We start from the raw sequence: 16,768 nt of genomic DNA, 5'->3' as shown, positions 1-16,768 counted from the left end.
CAACAGGATAAAAGATGAATAATGAAAGAGATACACTTTCATTACGCCATAGTGCGTTTGATAGGAAAAGAATTCAGGCAATTGTGAACAAGTTTTGGGCATTAAGTTTTCCATCTGAAAAAGCGCCTAAGATTAGTGACTATGAGTCTTTTGCAAACCTAGTTCCAGAAATGGGCAAGGAGCAATACATCGCATTGTCTGAGAAGGTGTTTGCAAACCATAAAGACGTGCCATTAATCATTGGTGGTTCAAGTGGTACTTCAGGGCAAAGCAAGTTAGTCATTGAAAAAACGAATACACCGGGCTCAAAACCAAGCGAAGACGATATTCAATTGATCACTGAACTAAGAATGGCTGGTGTATTGGGTCCTGGAGACATAGCTGCAAACCTGTTTATGGTAGGTATGTATTCTATTTTGCATCATGGTTTTAATCGAATTATTGAAGCATGTTATGCCTCAGTATTGCCTTTAGGCATGCTAAACCCAGAGCAAACGGATACGCAGTTAGCATTTATGAAGAAGCATAAGGTCAATGTATTAACGGGCACGCCAGGGACGCTAATTCAAGTTGCACATGCTGTTCAAGCAAGCGGTGTAGACCTAAAAATAGAGCGGATCTTATACACAGGTGAGCGCCTTGGTGAAGCAAAGGCGAAGGTGCTTAGAGCGGTGTTCCCTGGCGTACGCATTATTGGTTTTTATGGTTTGTCAGAATGTGGATTTATGGCAATCGAGGAGCAGGGTGAAAAGTATAAAGTTAGACAAAACGCTTATTTCCTAGAAATCAATGATGCAGGTCGATTACTCGTTACTTGTTTAAACGACGAATTACCAATGCCATTTTTACGCTTTGATACTGGAGATGCCGTATCGCTGACAGCACGCGGTGATCAAGTGATTATGGCTGGTATTGATAGATCTGATACGAGTTTCAACTTCGTCGGAAACTTAGTGGATGTTCGCGAGTTACGCCAAATTGCAGCAGCAGCCATTGGTGAATCAGACATTATTATCGAAGCACTTCTCGATACTAATCAGCAAGGACAAGACTTACTGACGATTCGAGTGCTGAGCCACATGTTGTCTAAAGAAGATGAAGTGGTGATCGCTGATGCTTTGCTTAGCTATGAAGAAGTTAAAGAGGCTTTAGACAAAAATACAGGAATTGTGACTGTCGAGTTCGATACTCCACAGAGTGCGACTTTAACTGGCCGTAATAAGCACCGCCAGATTCTAGATAAGCGAGCTTAAATATGGATAGTCAATTTTTAAACATTTGCCAGTTAGGCACTGTTGAAGAAGGCAAGGGTTCAGGACTCTTAAAGCTCAACAATTATCAAGGCGGCATGTCAGTTAAGCCATTATTCCTCGCACTGGAAGGCATTCATCAAGTCGCTGTGAGAGCGGGCAAAAAAGTAATTGAAGGTGCAAGTAGCCGTGATGTTCGAGTGCTACCTGTAAATATTAACCAATTTACTGAGCTCGCAGATGTTGAGCTAAAAGAATATGAATTTGCTTGTGAAGCGGCTGCTTTTGGACCGTCTGCTCGAGTGACTATCTCAGTAAATGATGCGGTGTCTGCTGAGCAGGTAATAAACGCTCAAATAACAGTGGCAAGAGTCTAAGGAATGGCAATGAAATATCTCCAACAAGCTAATTCAATTTTTAAAAATATTGATGCGCACCAAGATGATCAAGTGAGTTTTGTTCTTGATAGTGAGCACTTTTTATTTGATGAGCACTTTCCAGGGTTTCCAGTCGTGCCTGCATCTTTAATTATGGAATTTATTAACCTCTGTGTCGCTGAGCGATATACGCAAGAGGGAGTTAAGTTCTCAATTTCAAATGCTAAGTTTTTGAACCCTATGGTACCGGGCAATACTTACACATGTAAGTTTAAAGTCAGGTCAAACGAGGCCTTGTTCTTTTCTATTTCGGATGATGCAGGAAAAGATTACAACAAAGGCATAGTTTCTTTCATGAGTGAGAGTGAGGTTGAACATGCTGCGTAAAATACTTCTTGGTGTAGGGCCATGGATCCTATTCAGTTTAGTTTTGAGGTTTGGTACTGCTGATTTAATCACAGCGTCTTGGATTGCATTTTTCGTACTACATACCTATTTCGGTAGAAATTACTTAAAGGCTGGCAATCCATTGTCATGGGTATCATCCATACTATTTTTGTCATTGTTTATTAACAGTATTGTCGGTTGGTCATATTGGGCTATGCAATATGGTGCGCAAATTTGTTATGGCGTCTTTGCATTTACGGCAATTACATCGGTGTTAGTAAATAAGCCATTCACTATCACACATTCAAAATTAGTGACGCCACAAGAGTTTTGGGGTCATCCAATATTCTTAAAAACGAACAAAGTGGTTTCAGCTTTTTGGGCATCATGTTTTGCAATAAATGGCCTAGTCATGATGTTTGAAATGTACTTCCCATGGGCAACCTTAATCACAACTTACTTTGTGCTGACTGCAGCAATAGTATTCAGTGACAAGTACCCACTGTATGTAAGAGAAAAAGCTTTAAAAATGCGTGAACAAGCTCAAAAAGAAGCAGAACTAAAAGCGCAAACAGCATAAAAAGGAAATGAGCATGAGTAAAAAATTATTAATTTTGGCGCGTGGCGAATACGAAAGTTTTTTGAAGTTAGATGGTTCTAGCATTTTCGAAAACTTGCCTTGCGAAGGCGTTATTTTAGCAGATAGAGGCAATGCGAAGATTTTTGCAAAGCTGACAGACAAATTTACGGTAGAAGTGGTTCGTTGGTCTGATGAAACTAAAGTGCTTGAAACTGCCCAAATGCTGCACCAAGCGCATCAGTTTGAAGCGATAGCAACATTAGATGAATCAAACGTCGGGCTGGCTGCAAATTTAAGAGAGCTACTTAATATCGAAGGTTTGCAAAGTGCTCAAGGTCAGCTCTTCAGAGATAAAGTAGCGATGAAGCAGTGTCTTAAAGGCTCTCCTGTAAAGTATCCGCAGTTTGCATGCTGTAGTGAGGAGTCGCGTGTTAAAGAGATGCTTCAACAATTCAATAAGCTGGTAATCAAGCCAAAAGATGGTTTTGGCAGTAAAGAAGTTGAGTTTGTATCAAGTCAGCAAGAATTAGCAACATGGTTAGAAAAAAACCAAGCCAATTTAAGCCAATTTGAAGCTGAAGAGTTTATTGAAGGACAGCTTTACCATGTAAACGCACTCATTATTGACGGCGAAGCCAAATTAACCGCTCCGGCAGCTTATTTACCGGGAATGAGTAATATTGATTTCTCTGCGGGTACGCCATTTATCAGTGTGATTGAAGAAGATGAATCATTAAAAAGTAAACTTGTCGCGTTTTCTGATGAGGTAAATAAAGCATTCAATATTAAGAATGGTGTGACTCATTTAGAGTGTTTTGTATCTCCAAATGGTGAGTTAACTTTCTGTGAAGTAGGTCTAAGACCTGGTGGCGGCGGTATTGTCTGGATGATCGAATCACAATATGGCGTCAATTATAGTGAAGCTGTATTAGCGATTGAAGCTGGCTGCTCAGAGATTTTGCCGGCTATCAACTATGAAAAGCGTGATATATCGGGGTTAATTGGCATACGTTCAAATATGTCAGGCTTTGTGCAATCTTGCCTGCCATTAGAGTCAGTCACAGATGGGTGTATCAAGTTAAAACAAGCATTTATTCAACCTGGGTCATTTAAAGCGGCTTCAGCGCATTGTACCGATTTCTTAAGCTTATTTGTTTTTGATTCAACTAATACTGAGTCATTCCATAGTAAATGGCGTGAGCTTCAAGATAAGTATCAAGAAAAATTAATATTAACAACAGTTTAAATTTTAAATATCAACAGAGAATATAAGGAAAAATCATGAACACAATTAAACTACACAACTGCGAACACATTTTTGACCTATTAAATGTAGACATGACGGAAAGTACATTTGAAGAAGTTGATGCGACCGGTTCTTCACTTAACCAGGTTAACTTAACTGAGTCAAAGCTAGAAAAAGTGAAGTTAGAAAATGCCGAGTTAGACAGTGTGTCATTTACAAATGCAAATATGATCTCAATTAACCTGCAAAATGCGACGTTGACTAGAAGCAACTTACACAATCTTAAAATTTCTAGTTGTAACTATGAGGGTATGACCATCGAAGGCATAGAAGTCTTCAAGTTGTTACAAGCTTATCAAATGCAGCAATCTGCAGCATAACAAGGGCTGGCAATGAATGTTCTCATCGTAGGTTGTGGTGGGATTGGTGGTTACTTTGGTGCTCGGCTTATTGAAGCTGGCACCAAGGTGACTTTTCTAACCCGAGAAAAAACACAACAGCGCCTTCAACGAGAAGGTTTAAAATTGTTTAGTGCAAGAGGCGATGTCTCTGTCTCAGTTGACGCCATTACAAAAGCATCACTTAAACAACCCTATGATTTGATTTTGTTGACTTGTAAAGCTTATGACCTGGCACAGTGTTTAAAAGATTGCGAAGCAGCAGTGAATGATAAAACTTACATACTGCCAATGTTAAATGGTTTTGGTCATTATCAACAAATTCAAGATGCTTTTCCCGAAGCTCGGCTATTACATGGGTACTGCAACGTCAGTGCTGCTCGAGAGTCAAATGGGCATATTAGACATTATAATTCGATCCATGAAATGACGATTGGGATACCTTCAGCTTACAGTGAAGATGAGCGAGTTAATGCGCTTATTGAGCAGTTTAAATTGGCTAATTTTAATTTAAGAGTGAGTAAGACTATTCAGCAAGAGTTATGGGAGAAGTTTGTATTCATTAATGCATTGGCTGGTGTGACGACTTTGCTTAGGGGCACAGTTGGAGATGTTGTGGAAACACAATATGGAGCACAAACAGCAAGTGCGATCATTGATGAATGCCAAACAGTTGCAAAAGCGCATGGTTATGAAATAAGGCCCAGATCAAACAAGATAACTAGAGATGCATGTAAGCAGAAAAACTCCCCGCTTTCGGCTTCAATGCTAAAAGATATTCAAAATAATCATGTAATTGAGCTTAATTTAATTTCAGAGCTGTGTAATTTCGCTGAGCAGAAAAGCATTAAACTGCCACTGATGAACGCAGTACATAGCCAGTTAGAAGTTTATCAAAACCAATTAAGGTAAAAATTTATGAAAACTGATATTGAATCATATCAAGATGCAATAACACATGTTGCGCGTATAAAATCATTCTACAAATTTGTGTTAAAAGGGCTAATGCTCAGCGTTATGCTGATCCTGCTTAACGCTGTGACAAACAGTGATTATATGTGGAGCCTTTGGGTTTTAGCAGGATGGGCCGTAATTGCTGCCGTTAAGTGGGTAAGTACATTTGGATTCGCCTCCTTATTTGACAAGCGGTGGGAGGAGAAGCAAATAGCAAAGAGCTTATCTCAAACGGGTAAGTAAAAAAAGACTAATCAGATTCGACTAATGAAACAATACCTGTACTACCGAGTGCATATTGATCGAATATGCACTCATTCTCACCACAACTAATACGCTTTGGTGTGTCGGTTAATTGCATATTCTTAACTAATTTATAGTCTTCTAGTCTATTCCACACTTTCAAATTCTGTTTATCTAAGAGAAATATATACTCTTGTGTGACTGTCCATCTATCAGTAAAAAAACTATTGAAGTCAGCTATTAATAACCGCTTCTCTCTCGTGTTCGGGTTGTATTCCCACAGACCAGGTTCTCTAAACTCGGTTAGATAAATCATGTCATCAAAAAAATGACCGGTGTAACCAGATACACCTAGTAGCTCTTTGTCTTGGGTTTTTAAATTATATGACTCTAAATACCAGCTCTCACCGACTTCTTTACTGTAAAGAATTTTTCCATTCTGTTTAGAGTAAGAATAATTCTCTATATTGGGAATGTCGCTCTTCAAAACAGAAATATTGCCCGTTGTTTTGTCGATCTGAAGTAACTTGCTTGGTGTAGTCGTTAAAAGCATGTCACCAGCATCCCTTAGCGTGGTCACGTCTTTTAAATCATCACTATCAATAACGAGTTGACTAGAAGAGCCTTGGCTTTTCCATATTCCCATTTTATGAGAGCGGTTACTTAAAAAATAATAGCTTTGATCGTCTAAAATATGAGTAGGTGTGTGCTCTAAATAGTCACTTTGCTCTTTTGTAGAAACCTCTAGAGTCGCTAACTGTATCTTTGTTAAGTATGAGCTGAATAATGAGCCCGCGCTTAAATATATTGTTCCATTAACTGAGTTAGGCATATAGAGTGGAGAGTCAGCTTCATGGATATTTTCAATGTCATCATCAACGGTTGAGTAAGAAAGCAACTTATTCGAATGAGTGAAAATAATCATCTCATCGTTGTGCCAACTGACTTTATCAATGACGTGAGGAAACTCGAATAGTTTAAGTGTTTCTCCAGATGTTAAATCCAATGTCCAAACACTCGAACGCTCCCAAAAAATATCGCGAATAAAAGCAACTTTTTGGCCATCAGGAGAGAGTGTGGGCGCATAATCACCTCGACCTGTGGTTGGTGGTGAAGTGAGGTTGCGCTCAAGACCCGTCGTTAAATCGTGTTTTGATATTGTGTAAGGGTCTGAGATACCTTTACCTTTTGCATAGAATATTGCGTCTGCTGAATGAGAAAACTCAAGAGAAAACAGAAAGCTATTTTCATCGCATGTCGTGATTAGCTTTTTTTCTTGGAGTTGAATTTTACTATCAGCCACTCTGGCTATATAAAGACAAGCGCTGTCTTCTTTCTGTTCGATAAAAGCAAGTTGATTACCATCTGCAGAAAGCGCAAAGGAAGAAATAACAAGGTCTGTCTCCAGTTTTATGACCTGCTTTTCACCCGTTGTTATATTTTTTGAAATTAAATAAGAATTATCTTTTTGCTCGTTGGTATAAATAAGAGTTTGTCTATCTTTAGAGACTTCAAAGTCATACTCAATGCCTTTCTCATAGGTTAAAGCTGAAAGAGAAAGTTCTTTGGATAATAAAAATGAGTAAACATCAGTAATAAAAAAGGCTGAAACTAGCAAGCAACCTAGAATTGGAAGAGTTGTATTTTTAAAACTAAAAATTGTACTCAAAGGCTTCTTTGACTTAGTTGTTAAAGCTTTAGTTTGTAAATTAGAGTCATTTTCGCTTTGGGGTTTTTGAGGGTGATGAATGCTATTTAGAAGAACCTCTACTTCTTCATAGTTATTGAAGCGATAACCTTTTTTGGGAATAGTTACAATGTATTTTAAAGAAGGATCACCACAATTAATTTGTTTTCTCAGCTCTGATATAACAGAAGCTATGGTATTGGTATCGCGAAACTGAGTTCCCCAAACTTTCAATAACATAGTATCGTAATCAACGGCTTCACCTTTAGCCTCTAAAAGCGCTAATAGGCAGGCATTATGTCTTGCCGCTAATTGGATAGATTTACCATCTGAATAAATAAGTTCATTATTAGCGGAATAAAACGTCCAATGTGGTGTTTTATAAGTTTGCATAACTTCTCTAATATACAATAGTTTAGAATTGATAATGCGGTTGTTCAGAGGGTGGGAGGCTATAAAACTAGAGTCAATTTCCCAATACGCTGAACTTAGGCAATAAAATTTGAAAATTAAGTGAGCTTAAATGTTAAGCTTTTAATTTTGCTCTTTAATTACAAAGTAAAAACTAAGCTTGTATCGAGAAAGTACTTTATTGTTGTTTAATCTCATTTTCATATCCTTGTGTTAAACAAATGCCTAAACTAAGGCTGTCATGGTTAATTAAATCATTTTAATTTGTTTAATATCGTTTCTAGATCCTTGAATTAAACAAATACCTAAACTAAGGCCAAGAGTAGGTTAAGTTAATTTATTTCGCTTTTCAAGCTAGGGTAGGGCCTTGATTTGTTACATTTATTGTATTGTTCCTAGCAAACCTTCGGGCTTCATGCATTACTAACGCCTTAGATTTACGGTTAACACCTTGTTGATAAAATGAAAATTAAAAGCCGGCGGTTTTGCAAGCTAGCATGATGTGGGGTTGCTTTTTATTTTTTTGATGGGTTTACAAATACCGAATTGAAAAACGCCTCAAAAGAGGCGTTTATGCGTATTAATCTAAACTTAGATTAATAAATCTCACCACATGTGTAACCACGACCGCAGGTGTTAGCTACACAGTGTGTTACACCATCTGCACTTGGGCCATCAATTGGCTGGCAGCGGTAAGTAACATAACTACTGTTAATTTGCGTACCACCCGCAACCTGTGGGGTCATTTCTGCAGGAATATTGCTGCTATCTGCAGATAACGTCTTCATTTTCTTTTTGTTTAGTTTAAGTTTCATTGTTAGTTTCCTTCTAAGTTAATTGTGGTTAGTAAACATCTTGGCAAGTGTGACCCATGCCGCATGTATGTGCTTGGCATAGTGATACTGCACCACCTGAGATAGTACGTGGTGGAGGACAATCGCGATAAGTTACGTAGCTGCTATTGATCTGCGTACCGCCCGCAATTTGTGGAGTCATATCTGCAGGGATATTACTGCTATCTGCAGACAGGGTTTTCATCTTCTTTTTGTTTAACTTTAATTTCATAATCTAATCCTTGTTTAAAAATTAGCGCCTAAAAAAGGTGCAAATTCAAATTAATTCATCTTTATAATGTTTTCAAGTTATTAAATTGAATTTAACAAATTCACCTTTCGGCTGGTTTGAACTAGGCATTTTTATTGTTATTTTGCTTGTTGCGTAAATCGTAATTAATAGAGTGTTTAAATAAATACTAATTATGAAAAAACTAACAAGCATATGAGTTGTAACTAGGTAGAGGTGTACTTTTGTTTTATGGAATTAAAAAGTCGTTATGAAAAATTCCGAAGGTGAGTAAAGGGCGATATTTAAAGGAAAACATGGCCCTTGTTCGCTTTTTATAAATTTAACTGATTAAAAGTTAGTTTAAATTTGAAAGCGCTTTATTAGAATACGTGCGGACACGTATAGCCCATACCACATGTATAACGAGGTATTAGTGTAAGGCGACCACAATCAATATCAGTCAATTGATAATCAAAACCACCTGCGATCTCTGGTGTCATTGCTGCAGGAATGTTTTTCTTATCTGAAGATAGAGATTTAATTTTCTTTTTGTTTAATTTAAGTTTCATCTTATTTTCCTTATAAAAATTAGCACTTTTTAAAAGTGCAAAATTAAAATAGTTCATACAAATTAAATTAGCAAGCTGTTTAACTTTTATTAACAATCTTAAAGTTGTTGAGGTTTTGGTGACGCTTCAGTAAGGTATCGGTCAGTTGTTGCAGGAATAATAATTAAAATGGTGTTTTCACCTAAGGATAGATATGCCAACACAAGCGATTGCGTCTGTAGAGCAAGCAGCTCAGGTGCGCGAAATAATTCAAAGCTTGGCCGAAAAAGTGAGCCAAGATCTTCATAATGTAGAAACCAATGGATTGTTAAGTGGCTTAGCTGGCCATTTATTATTTTTATATAATGCCTACCGCATCGACCCAAGTTTTGTTGATGAAACGCTATTCTCAGAAAAACTAGAAAAGCTGCAAGAAGAACTAGAGCAGCAAGGGTTTGAGCTCAGTAATGGCCTTGCTGGTCAAGCTTGGGTATTAGAATATTTAAACCAAGCAGACATGGAAGACTATGATCCTGAGTTGCTCAGCGATATGGATCAAATCTTTTATGATGCACTGAACTTTCAGCCTTGGCCGGGTGAAATAGAATCGGTACTTGGCCTTGCGGGTTATGCCCCTTATACCGCAAGGCGCTGCAAGCAATCAGATCAAGCCGCTTTATACGGTGTAATAGTCGATAACTTTGCCAGTGTGGCACAGCAAGTAGATGACAAACTAATAAGCTGGTCTCAACCTGAGTATTCAGTCTATCGCTTTGAAAAAGAAGACCGTAAGAAGCCTGAATTCAATTTAGGACTGGCCCATGGTGTGCCGGGGATCATCGCAGCGCTTATTCCTGCGTTAAATATAGATGCCATTAGCGATAAGACCGCTCAGTTAGTCACGCAGTCTTGTGACTGGTTGCTTACCCAGCAAAACCCAAATCATGAAGAAGAACACTGCTATGGTTCATGCTCTGGCGGCGAGCACAAATCGAGACTCGGTTGGTGTTATGGTGATTTAACAATCGCATTAACCCTTGCTCGTGCAGGTCACGCACTAGATAGACCGAGTTATGTCGATGAAGCACGCCGAATGGCGTTAAAAGCGGCAAAGCGTGATGCCGAAAGTGGTTTTATAAACGATGCTGGCTTATGTCATGGTTTCGTTGGTCTAGTCAGTATTTATCAACTTTTAAATCAACTTATGCCCCACCCAGAGCTTGAACAAGCTGCAAAATATTGGCTCAACTACAGCCTTGAGCAATACCAAGAAAAAGGCCTTGAAGCATTTTACGCATACAATGGTGAAACCATGGAGCACTATGAGAATTTTGGTTTCTTAATGGGCTATGCTGGGGTTGGCGTTGGCTTTATCTCAGTTTTAAATGATGACTTAGATTGGGCTGAATGCTTATTGATGGCATAAGGAGTGATGATGTTGAACAACAATAATCAAAAACAAGAAAACAAACCGATTAAGCATGCGCCATTTTTTGTTATGCGTACGCCGCGTTTATCACTAGAGCACCTAGCAGAATTTAGCTCAGAGTCAGCCGACACCAATGCCATTTTAGAAAAGTGGTTAGCAATTGAGGGGGTTGAAGAAGCCATTTATCTTGCTAGCCCTTCTTTACTTGAACGTATTGAGCAATGGCGAACAAAGCCAGAATCAAAACAAGGTAAAAAGGTTGCGCAAGCTCTACTTAAATACATGTTGCGCATGTGCGCAAGGCCGACGCCTTTTGGTTTATTCTCAGGGATCCACAAAGGTGAAGTGAGTGATACCACCGAGTTTGTAAGTGCATCACATACTCAAGATAGCCGTAAAACACGCCTTGATATGTTTTATCTGTCGGCATTAAAAGAGCATTTTGTGAAAGAGGCACAACGTGCCGATAACTTGATGTATCGTCCAAACCCTTCTCACTACTTTGTTGCCGAGCAATGTCGTTATATCGAGAATTATCTCTCTGAAGACAGCATGCAGTATCGTTTAAGTGCGGTAGACAGTGATGAATATTTTCAGTGTGTACTTAAGCTTGCAAAAGACGGCTTGAATTTTAATAGTCTAGTCGATGCTTTTTGCGCACAGTATGCTGAAGCCGAAAAAGAAGACGTTGAAGCATACATTCAAGATCTGATTGACGAAAAAATACTACAGGCCGATATCCCGCTGCCGCTGACGGGCGATTCACCTGATTATGCTCTTTTAAAGTCATTACAAAATATGGAAGAGCTGGCAACCGCAGATCAACTTGCAACAGCTCTGGCCATGATTGAAAAGCTCGATAACGAGAAAAGCGGCGAAATTAAACCTTACAAGCAATTGCTTGAACATTTTCAGAACATGCCAGTTAAAGCGCAAGAAAATAAGCTTTTTCAAACAGACGTTTATCGCGCCTTTGAACAGTGTCAATTAAGCGCTCAAGAAGTGCAACGGGTACAAAAGCAACTCGAGTTATTGGCTGAATTAGGTGATACCGATAAATCTAACCCATTGAGTAACTTTATCACTAAGTTTAATGCTCGTTTTGAAGGGCAGTTTGTACCGCTTGATGTGATCTTAGATGACGAGTCAGGCATTGGCGTTTCTAATGAAACCGGATACGAAGCCCCGCTGGTGGCAGGTTTAAACCTAGTTAAGGGTAATCAAGGCACGGGTGAAGCGCCAAGACCGACTTTGCTGAATCAGATCATTGAAGAAGCCCTGAGCTTACCGGCGAATCGCAGCAAAGACACCATAGTTCTAAAGAGCAAAGAGCTAAGAAGTAAAGTAAACAGCAAAGAACCCATTAGCAAAAATTTCCCAGCCTCTTTTTCTGTGATGCTCAGTGCGTATCAAGACGACAGATCAAATCCTGTGTTCAAGCTGGGCGGTTGTGCTGGCCCATCATCTGCCAATTTATTGGGCCGCTTTTGTCACCTAAACGATGATCTCAAGCAGTCTGTGATTGATGAGTTGCAAAAAGAGCAAGCGCACTCAGAAAATGTGATTTTTGCCGAAATTGCGCATATGCCAGAAGGTCGTCCAGGCAACGTGATTGCACGCCCACACCTACGCGAGTACGAAATCGTCTTTATGGCCGACAGTAGCTTAGACAGTGAATATCAAATTCCACTCAGTGATTTATTTGTCTGGGTTGAAGGGCAAAAAGTTAAACTGTGGAGCAAGCGTTTAAATAAGCAGATCATCCCTCGTTTATCATGTGCACATAACTACTCAGCGCGTAGTCTTAGTGCTTATAAGTTCTTATGCATGCTGCAACACCAAGAAGGCCGTGCACCGAACTTCGGCATGCCAAGTAGCACCGCCAATGACGTGTTTGTGCCTAGAGTGATGCTTGATAATCTGATCTTAAATGAAAAAACGTGGCGTATTGACCGTAAAGAGCTCGAAGCCATCAGTAAAAACGGCAAATTCTCATCTGAAAAACTAGAGGCATTATTGACCAAGTATCAGCTTGATCCACAAGTCTGTTATGCCATGGCCGATAACGTACTTCAGCTAGACCTGCGTCATCCAGACATGCTGGCGGTATTACTATCAGAAACCAAGGGGCAATCTCGCGTTGAATTAAAAGAAGTGCTAACGACGCAATATGCTTCGCGTGTTGTCGACAATCAAGGTCAGCACTACAACAACGAAATGGTGATCCCATTATTCAATGGCAATGCACCAATACACCACCATTTCTCAGACGATCCACTTGCAAATATCACAGCCAAGCCGATTAAACGTCGCTTTAGTGCTGGCTCAGAGTGGTTAAGCTTGAAAATTTACTCAGGTAATTCAATCGTCGAGCAGCTATTAACAGAAAAGTTATTGCCATTTATTGCCGAGCAGCAAGGTGATTTTGAAAAATGGTTCTTCATTCGCTATGGCGATCCCGACTGGCATTTACGTCTGCGTTTCTATGGCGAGCCAAGCAAGTTATGTGGTCAGTTGTTACCTAAGTTGAATCAGTTACTCGATCCTATGGTTGAGTCGGGCGAGCTACACAAGGTCGAGCTAATGACATACGAGCGTGAAGTAGAGCGCTACGGTGGTCCAGAGTCTATGGCACTGATTGAGTCATTATTCATGCTAGACAGTGAATTAATAGCCCGTACTTGTGGCTTAATTGACGAGTTTGGTGAAGACATTCGCTGGCGTGTGGCGCTGCAGTGCACCGATAAACTGCTTAATTTGTTCAATTATACTGATGAAGGCAAGTTTAATTTAATCAGTGGGTTAAGAGCCGGTTTTGGTAATGAATTTAACGAAACCAGTCATCTGCGCAAGCAACTAGGCAATCGTTATCGTGACTACCAAACTCAGCTAGATGATGACTTTGTGAAACTCGCTGACTTAACTCAGTTACCTGACGATGAGGCCCAAAACGCGATTGCCCAATTGCTTAACTTATGGCAACAGCAAGCACAACCTGTGGTTGCGCAGCTCAATGAGATGCTAGAAGAAGACAAGCTCAACTGTAGTCGAGACTCACTGCTGAGCTCTTTGCTGCACATGCATAACAACCGTATGTTTAAAGCTTATGGTCGTGAGCAAGAGTTGGTGATCCATGACTTGATGCGCCGTAAATATTTCTCGGCAGACAAAGGCCAAAGCCACTAACAGGCTATCGTAATTCAATGTTTAAAAAGCACTGTTTCTACAGTGCTTTTTTATGTTCAATAGTCATGTTTATCAGCCTAAACCTCGGTAGTACCGACTTTATGTCGGGTCTATCTTTATCTCCACCTTAACAGCATAGCTTCCATTTCTTGCTTATTGTCTATTCATCAAATGCTGACTAACATTACTATTTCACATTGCTCAAAAAGCCATAACAACATGAAAAAAGCACTTATTTTTATCACCTCACTGTTACTCAGCGTCCCCACGTTTGCTGGTTCACTGGCAAAAGAATTACAGGTATTTGAACCTTACCTTGGTACTTGGCAGGCAGACTTTGCCGTGCCAAAAGGTCAACCTGCCATGCAAGATGTCAGTAAGTGGGAGCGCGCACTAAACGGCACCGCGATCCGCACCCTGCATTCAATTAATGATGGTATGTATGGTGGTGAGTCATTGATATTTTGGGATAAAACCAAACAAAGCCTCGTGTTTTACTATTTCACAACCGCAGGCTTTTATACCCAAGGCACCATGGAGGTATTACCCAATGGGGCATTTGTGGCTTATGAAGACGTAACAGGAAACAAAGATGGCATCACCAAAGTGAAATCCACCAGCCAGTTCGTTGATGGTGAGTTTAAAGTCTCGACCCAATATTTAAAAAATGGTGAATGGACTGCGCCAGAGTCACGTAGCTATCAGCGCAGTAATAAACAAGTTAAGTTTAAATAGCACACTCTAGAATACCCTTCTTTCTATGTGGTTGACTTCAATGTTAGCCACATAGTCTCCTCAGCAATACCTGATTAAGGGTAACTTAATACGATGCTCCCATTTAAAGTTTCACCTCGAACTCATCGAAACCTACAGACAAGGCTTGAATGTTTATTGTGAATTAATTGTTTGTTTATTGTTGCTTGTTTTTTGCTCTGCTGTTATTTTGAGCTCTCCCTATATTGGGGAAATTGTTAATTTATACGGAGATTTAAAAATGACAAAAGCAATTAAGGCCACGTTAGTGGCATTAGTATTAAGTGGTGCAAGCTACGGTGTATATGCAGCGTGTGGTGATAGTGTTTGCGGTGATAGCAATGGTAAGTGGACTTGTGCAGTTGAAACGCCATCAGGCATCAAAATCTGCGATGAGGATAATCGCTGCACTATATCTTGTGAATAGTGTGTCATAGGATTACCTAGCCAGCGAATGCTGGCTATTTTAAAGGAGTATTTAAAAGTATGTTAAAAGTTAAAGCGTTGCTATTGATTGTTTTTTTGATGTTTGGCAATTTCTATTCACATGCCAGCACTTTCACCGATGAAGATAATAAAACAGAACAGTGGCAACTCGGTACCACAAAACGATTTGATACATTTCAAAATTTCTTTCTTAAGTATGGCTCAGATGCTTACTTCCGAACTGCTTATTTATATGATGTTGAAAAGCAGCAATGGCTGTCTTATGAAGACGCGAAATCACTAAAGCCTGCTTTGCAACCCATTCTGAATGTACAGCATATGGACGTTAAATTAACCTTGGCCGAGGTTGTTAGTTTTACCAATATTGATATCAGAGATGCTAAGCGATATGCCTTATTTTTCTTTGATACGCCCATAGATACAGATAATAACAACAAGTACTTGTTTGCTGGTAACGAGGTGTTTGCAAAGCAATTAAAGAAAAGTATTGAGATGCGCAAGCTCGCCGCAAAGCTTGTAAAGCAACAGCATGATGTTACGGGTTACTTAATTCAAATACCGCTCATTGGCTACAAGCCTCAAACATTCTAGGTGATAAGCAAAGGGCGCCACAAATGAAAACTCTACTATGGAGCAGCTTATTGCTCCTAGCATCGGCATTTTCTGCATTCGCAAACAATGTTCACCCTCAAGACCTTATCCGGTTTACAGATGAACAAAATCAAATTGAGCAATGGCGATTGGGCACGACTAAACGGTGGGATATATTTGAAGATTACTTTTTAAGTAAAGGTCAGAAAGCATATCAAAGGTGTGGGTATTTATATGACTTAGAGTCTGAAGAAATACTCAGCTTTGAAAACTCAGTATTAGCCTTTCCAGAGCTTGAGCCTGTTTTAACAGATAAAAATAGTCAATTTTCTGCCAGCCATTCGGAGATTGAAGGTACTTTTAATATCGTGCTTCCCGATAAAAAGAAGCATAAATATGTCTATATCTATATTGATCTTTCCGTTAATAAAGAAGGAAATTATATCTTCTCTGAAGACCCTAATATGCGAGGTTTTCTTGAGAGGGGTAAGGCGCACAGGCAAAAGGCTGCGACAATATTAAAAGGGCTTAAGACGATACCTTGGTATCGTATAGCAATCCCTTTTATTAGCTTTAAAAACCAGCAATTTTAGTTGTGAATTTTAATAAGGACATCACAATGAAAACTCTTCTATGGAGCTGCTTATTGCTCCTAGCATCGGCATTTTCTGTATTCGCAAACAATGTTCACCCTCAAGACCTTATCAGGTTTACTGATGAACAAAATAAAATTGAGCAATGGCGATTGGGCACGACTAAACGGTGGGACACATTCGAGCAGTATTTTTTAAAAAAAGGTCAGAAAGCATTTTACAGATGCGGATATTTGTACGATCTAGAGTCTGAAGAGGTTTTAAGTCATGATAATGCGATCTCAATTTACGAAGAGATTGAGCCAGTTTTAACAGATAAAAATAGTCAATTTTCTGCCAGCCATTCGGAAATTGAAGGTACTTTTAATATCGCGCTTCCCGATAAAAAAAAGCATAAATATATTTTTATCTACTTTGAGCTTCCAGTTAAAAAGAATGGAAATTATGAATTCTCTGATAATCCTAATTTTAGAAAGTATTTAGAAAAAGCACAGGCGCACAGGCAAAAGGCTGCGACAATATTAAAAGGGCTTAAGACGGTACCTTGGTATCGTATAGAAATTCCTTTAATCGGCTTTAAAAACCAGCAATTTTAGTAGGGTATGCTGCTAAAAAATTATATT

19 protein-coding genes are annotated in these 16,768 nt (G+C 39.3%); 15 read left to right on the top strand and 4 right to left on the bottom strand.

Annotation, left to right across the window (positions count from 1 at the left end):
* Nucleotides 1-14 precede the first annotated feature (14 nt).
* Genes AAEU28_RS18775 through AAEU28_RS18740 form a run of 8 tightly spaced genes read left to right on the top strand, consistent with a single transcriptional unit; the run spans nt 15 to nt 5,435 of the window.
* Entirely contained in the window at nt 15-1,253 is a 1,239-nt protein-coding gene (locus tag AAEU28_RS18775) for an AMP-binding protein (RefSeq protein WP_138561537.1), read from the top strand.
* A gap of 2 nt (nt 1,254-1,255) precedes the next feature.
* Nucleotides 1,256-1,627, top strand: a complete 372-nt coding sequence (locus AAEU28_RS18770) for a hypothetical protein (RefSeq protein WP_421965471.1) — start codon at nt 1,256-1,258, stop codon at nt 1,625-1,627.
* 9 nt (nt 1,628-1,636) lie between these two features.
* Nucleotides 1,637-2,014 (top strand): hypothetical protein, encoded by a 378-nt coding sequence (locus AAEU28_RS18765; RefSeq protein WP_421965470.1) that lies wholly within the window; start codon nt 1,637-1,639, stop codon nt 2,012-2,014.
* A complete protein-coding gene (locus AAEU28_RS18760) occupies nt 2,004-2,594 on the top strand; it encodes a hypothetical protein (protein ID WP_058031450.1) in 591 nt (196 codons plus the stop codon). Before AAEU28_RS18765 ends, AAEU28_RS18760 begins: the two co-directional genes overlap by 11 nt.
* Nucleotides 2,595-2,607: 13 nt before the next feature.
* A complete protein-coding gene (locus AAEU28_RS18755; RefSeq protein WP_421965469.1) occupies nt 2,608-3,840 on the top strand; it encodes an ATP-grasp domain-containing protein in 1,233 nt (410 codons plus the stop codon).
* A 35-nt stretch (nt 3,841-3,875) separates the two neighbouring features.
* Nucleotides 3,876-4,220, top strand: a complete 345-nt coding sequence (locus tag AAEU28_RS18750) for a pentapeptide repeat-containing protein (protein WP_421965468.1) — start codon at nt 3,876-3,878, stop codon at nt 4,218-4,220.
* A gap of 12 nt (nt 4,221-4,232) precedes the next feature.
* Nucleotides 4,233-5,150, top strand: a complete 918-nt coding sequence (locus tag AAEU28_RS18745; protein WP_421965467.1) for a ketopantoate reductase family protein — start codon at nt 4,233-4,235, stop codon at nt 5,148-5,150.
* 6 nt (nt 5,151-5,156) lie between these two features.
* A complete protein-coding gene (locus AAEU28_RS18740; RefSeq protein ID WP_421965466.1) occupies nt 5,157-5,435 on the top strand; it encodes a 2TM domain-containing protein in 279 nt (92 codons plus the stop codon).
* 7 nt (nt 5,436-5,442) lie between these two features.
* On the opposite strand, the gene AAEU28_RS18735 is transcribed toward AAEU28_RS18740, so the two are convergent.
* From AAEU28_RS18735 to AAEU28_RS18720, 4 genes are all read right to left on the bottom strand, one after another.
* Nucleotides 5,443-7,515: a winged helix-turn-helix domain-containing protein gene (locus tag AAEU28_RS18735; RefSeq protein WP_421965465.1), complete on the bottom strand. Its 2,073-nt coding sequence runs from the start codon at nt 7,513-7,515 to the stop codon at nt 5,443-5,445.
* A 614-nt stretch (nt 7,516-8,129) separates the two neighbouring features.
* The gene (locus AAEU28_RS18730; protein WP_421965464.1) at nt 8,130-8,348 is read right to left on the bottom strand and encodes a hypothetical protein; all 219 of its coding nucleotides are present in this window, start codon (nt 8,346-8,348) and stop codon (nt 8,130-8,132) included.
* 28 nt (nt 8,349-8,376) lie between these two features.
* Nucleotides 8,377-8,598, bottom strand: a complete 222-nt coding sequence (locus AAEU28_RS18725; protein ID WP_421965463.1) for a hypothetical protein — start codon at nt 8,596-8,598, stop codon at nt 8,377-8,379.
* 380 nt (nt 8,599-8,978) lie between these two features.
* The gene (locus AAEU28_RS18720) at nt 8,979-9,167 is read right to left on the bottom strand and encodes a hypothetical protein (protein ID WP_421965462.1); all 189 of its coding nucleotides are present in this window, start codon (nt 9,165-9,167) and stop codon (nt 8,979-8,981) included.
* Between the two features lie 193 nt (nt 9,168-9,360).
* Here AAEU28_RS18720 and AAEU28_RS18715 point away from each other — a divergent pair, with 193 nt between their 5' ends.
* The 7 genes from AAEU28_RS18715 (at nt 9,361) to AAEU28_RS18685 (ending at nt 16,741) form a co-directional block, all read left to right on the top strand.
* Nucleotides 9,361-10,572, top strand: coding sequence for a lanthionine synthetase C family protein (locus AAEU28_RS18715; protein ID WP_421965461.1), 1,212 nt, complete (start codon nt 9,361-9,363; stop codon nt 10,570-10,572).
* A gap of 6 nt (nt 10,573-10,578) precedes the next feature.
* The gene (locus AAEU28_RS18710) at nt 10,579-13,761 is read left to right on the top strand and encodes a lantibiotic dehydratase (protein ID WP_421965460.1); all 3,183 of its coding nucleotides are present in this window, start codon (nt 10,579-10,581) and stop codon (nt 13,759-13,761) included.
* Between the two features lie 219 nt (nt 13,762-13,980).
* On the top strand, nt 13,981-14,496 hold the full coding sequence (locus AAEU28_RS18705; protein ID WP_421965459.1) for a hypothetical protein: 516 nt from the start codon (nt 13,981-13,983) through the stop codon (nt 14,494-14,496).
* A 259-nt stretch (nt 14,497-14,755) separates the two neighbouring features.
* A complete protein-coding gene (locus AAEU28_RS18700) occupies nt 14,756-14,941 on the top strand; it encodes a hypothetical protein (RefSeq protein ID WP_421965458.1) in 186 nt (61 codons plus the stop codon).
* A 59-nt stretch (nt 14,942-15,000) separates the two neighbouring features.
* Nucleotides 15,001-15,552 (top strand): hypothetical protein, encoded by a 552-nt coding sequence (locus tag AAEU28_RS18695; protein WP_421965457.1) that lies wholly within the window; start codon nt 15,001-15,003, stop codon nt 15,550-15,552.
* A 23-nt stretch (nt 15,553-15,575) separates the two neighbouring features.
* Nucleotides 15,576-16,145 carry a hypothetical protein gene (locus AAEU28_RS18690; RefSeq protein ID WP_421965456.1) on the top strand — a complete coding sequence of 190 codons (570 nt, stop codon included), beginning with the start codon at nt 15,576-15,578 and terminating at the stop codon, nt 16,143-16,145.
* 26 nt (nt 16,146-16,171) lie between these two features.
* Nucleotides 16,172-16,741, top strand: a complete 570-nt coding sequence (locus tag AAEU28_RS18685) for a hypothetical protein (protein ID WP_421965455.1) — start codon at nt 16,172-16,174, stop codon at nt 16,739-16,741.
* Nucleotides 16,742-16,768 lie beyond the last annotated feature (27 nt).

The sequence above is a fragment of the Pseudoalteromonas sp. SS15 genome, from assembly GCF_049257195.1.
Lineage (GTDB): Bacteria > Pseudomonadota > Gammaproteobacteria > Enterobacterales > Alteromonadaceae > Pseudoalteromonas.
The sequence above is the reverse complement of the archived record's forward strand: the minus strand, read 5'-3'. Positions and strand labels throughout refer to the sequence as shown.

What these genes read in the sequence shown, in the direction of transcription:
- AAEU28_RS18700 (WP_421965458.1), top strand. Translation starts at nt 14,756, where the DNA reads ATGACAAAAGCAATTAAGGCCACGTTAGTGGCATTAGTATTAAGTGGT.
- AAEU28_RS18745 (WP_421965467.1), top strand. Translation starts at nt 4,233, where the DNA reads ATGAATGTTCTCATCGTAGGTTGTGGTGGGATTGGTGGTTACTTTGGT.
- AAEU28_RS18720 (WP_421965462.1), bottom strand. Translation starts at nt 9,167, where the DNA reads ATGAAACTTAAATTAAACAAAAAGAAAATTAAATCTCTATCTTCAGAT.
- AAEU28_RS18765 (WP_421965470.1), top strand. Translation starts at nt 1,637, where the DNA reads ATGAAATATCTCCAACAAGCTAATTCAATTTTTAAAAATATTGATGCG.
- AAEU28_RS18740 (WP_421965466.1), top strand. Translation starts at nt 5,157, where the DNA reads ATGAAAACTGATATTGAATCATATCAAGATGCAATAACACATGTTGCG.
- AAEU28_RS18735 (WP_421965465.1), bottom strand. Translation starts at nt 7,515, where the DNA reads ATGCAAACTTATAAAACACCACATTGGACGTTTTATTCCGCTAATAAT.
- AAEU28_RS18770 (WP_421965471.1), top strand. Translation starts at nt 1,256, where the DNA reads ATGGATAGTCAATTTTTAAACATTTGCCAGTTAGGCACTGTTGAAGAA.
- AAEU28_RS18685 (WP_421965455.1), top strand. Translation starts at nt 16,172, where the DNA reads ATGAAAACTCTTCTATGGAGCTGCTTATTGCTCCTAGCATCGGCATTT.
- AAEU28_RS18695 (WP_421965457.1), top strand. Translation starts at nt 15,001, where the DNA reads ATGTTAAAAGTTAAAGCGTTGCTATTGATTGTTTTTTTGATGTTTGGC.
- AAEU28_RS18705 (WP_421965459.1), top strand. Translation starts at nt 13,981, where the DNA reads ATGAAAAAAGCACTTATTTTTATCACCTCACTGTTACTCAGCGTCCCC.
- AAEU28_RS18730 (WP_421965464.1), bottom strand. Translation starts at nt 8,348, where the DNA reads ATGAAACTTAAACTAAACAAAAAGAAAATGAAGACGTTATCTGCAGAT.
- AAEU28_RS18710 (WP_421965460.1), top strand. Translation starts at nt 10,579, where the DNA reads ATGATGTTGAACAACAATAATCAAAAACAAGAAAACAAACCGATTAAG.
- AAEU28_RS18690 (WP_421965456.1), top strand. Translation starts at nt 15,576, where the DNA reads ATGAAAACTCTACTATGGAGCAGCTTATTGCTCCTAGCATCGGCATTT.
- AAEU28_RS18760 (WP_058031450.1), top strand. Translation starts at nt 2,004, where the DNA reads ATGCTGCGTAAAATACTTCTTGGTGTAGGGCCATGGATCCTATTCAGT.
- AAEU28_RS18715 (WP_421965461.1), top strand. Translation starts at nt 9,361, where the DNA reads ATGCCAACACAAGCGATTGCGTCTGTAGAGCAAGCAGCTCAGGTGCGC.
- AAEU28_RS18775 (WP_138561537.1), top strand. Translation starts at nt 15, where the DNA reads ATGAATAATGAAAGAGATACACTTTCATTACGCCATAGTGCGTTTGAT.
- AAEU28_RS18750 (WP_421965468.1), top strand. Translation starts at nt 3,876, where the DNA reads ATGAACACAATTAAACTACACAACTGCGAACACATTTTTGACCTATTA.
- AAEU28_RS18725 (WP_421965463.1), bottom strand. Translation starts at nt 8,598, where the DNA reads ATGAAATTAAAGTTAAACAAAAAGAAGATGAAAACCCTGTCTGCAGAT.
- AAEU28_RS18755 (WP_421965469.1), top strand. Translation starts at nt 2,608, where the DNA reads ATGAGTAAAAAATTATTAATTTTGGCGCGTGGCGAATACGAAAGTTTT.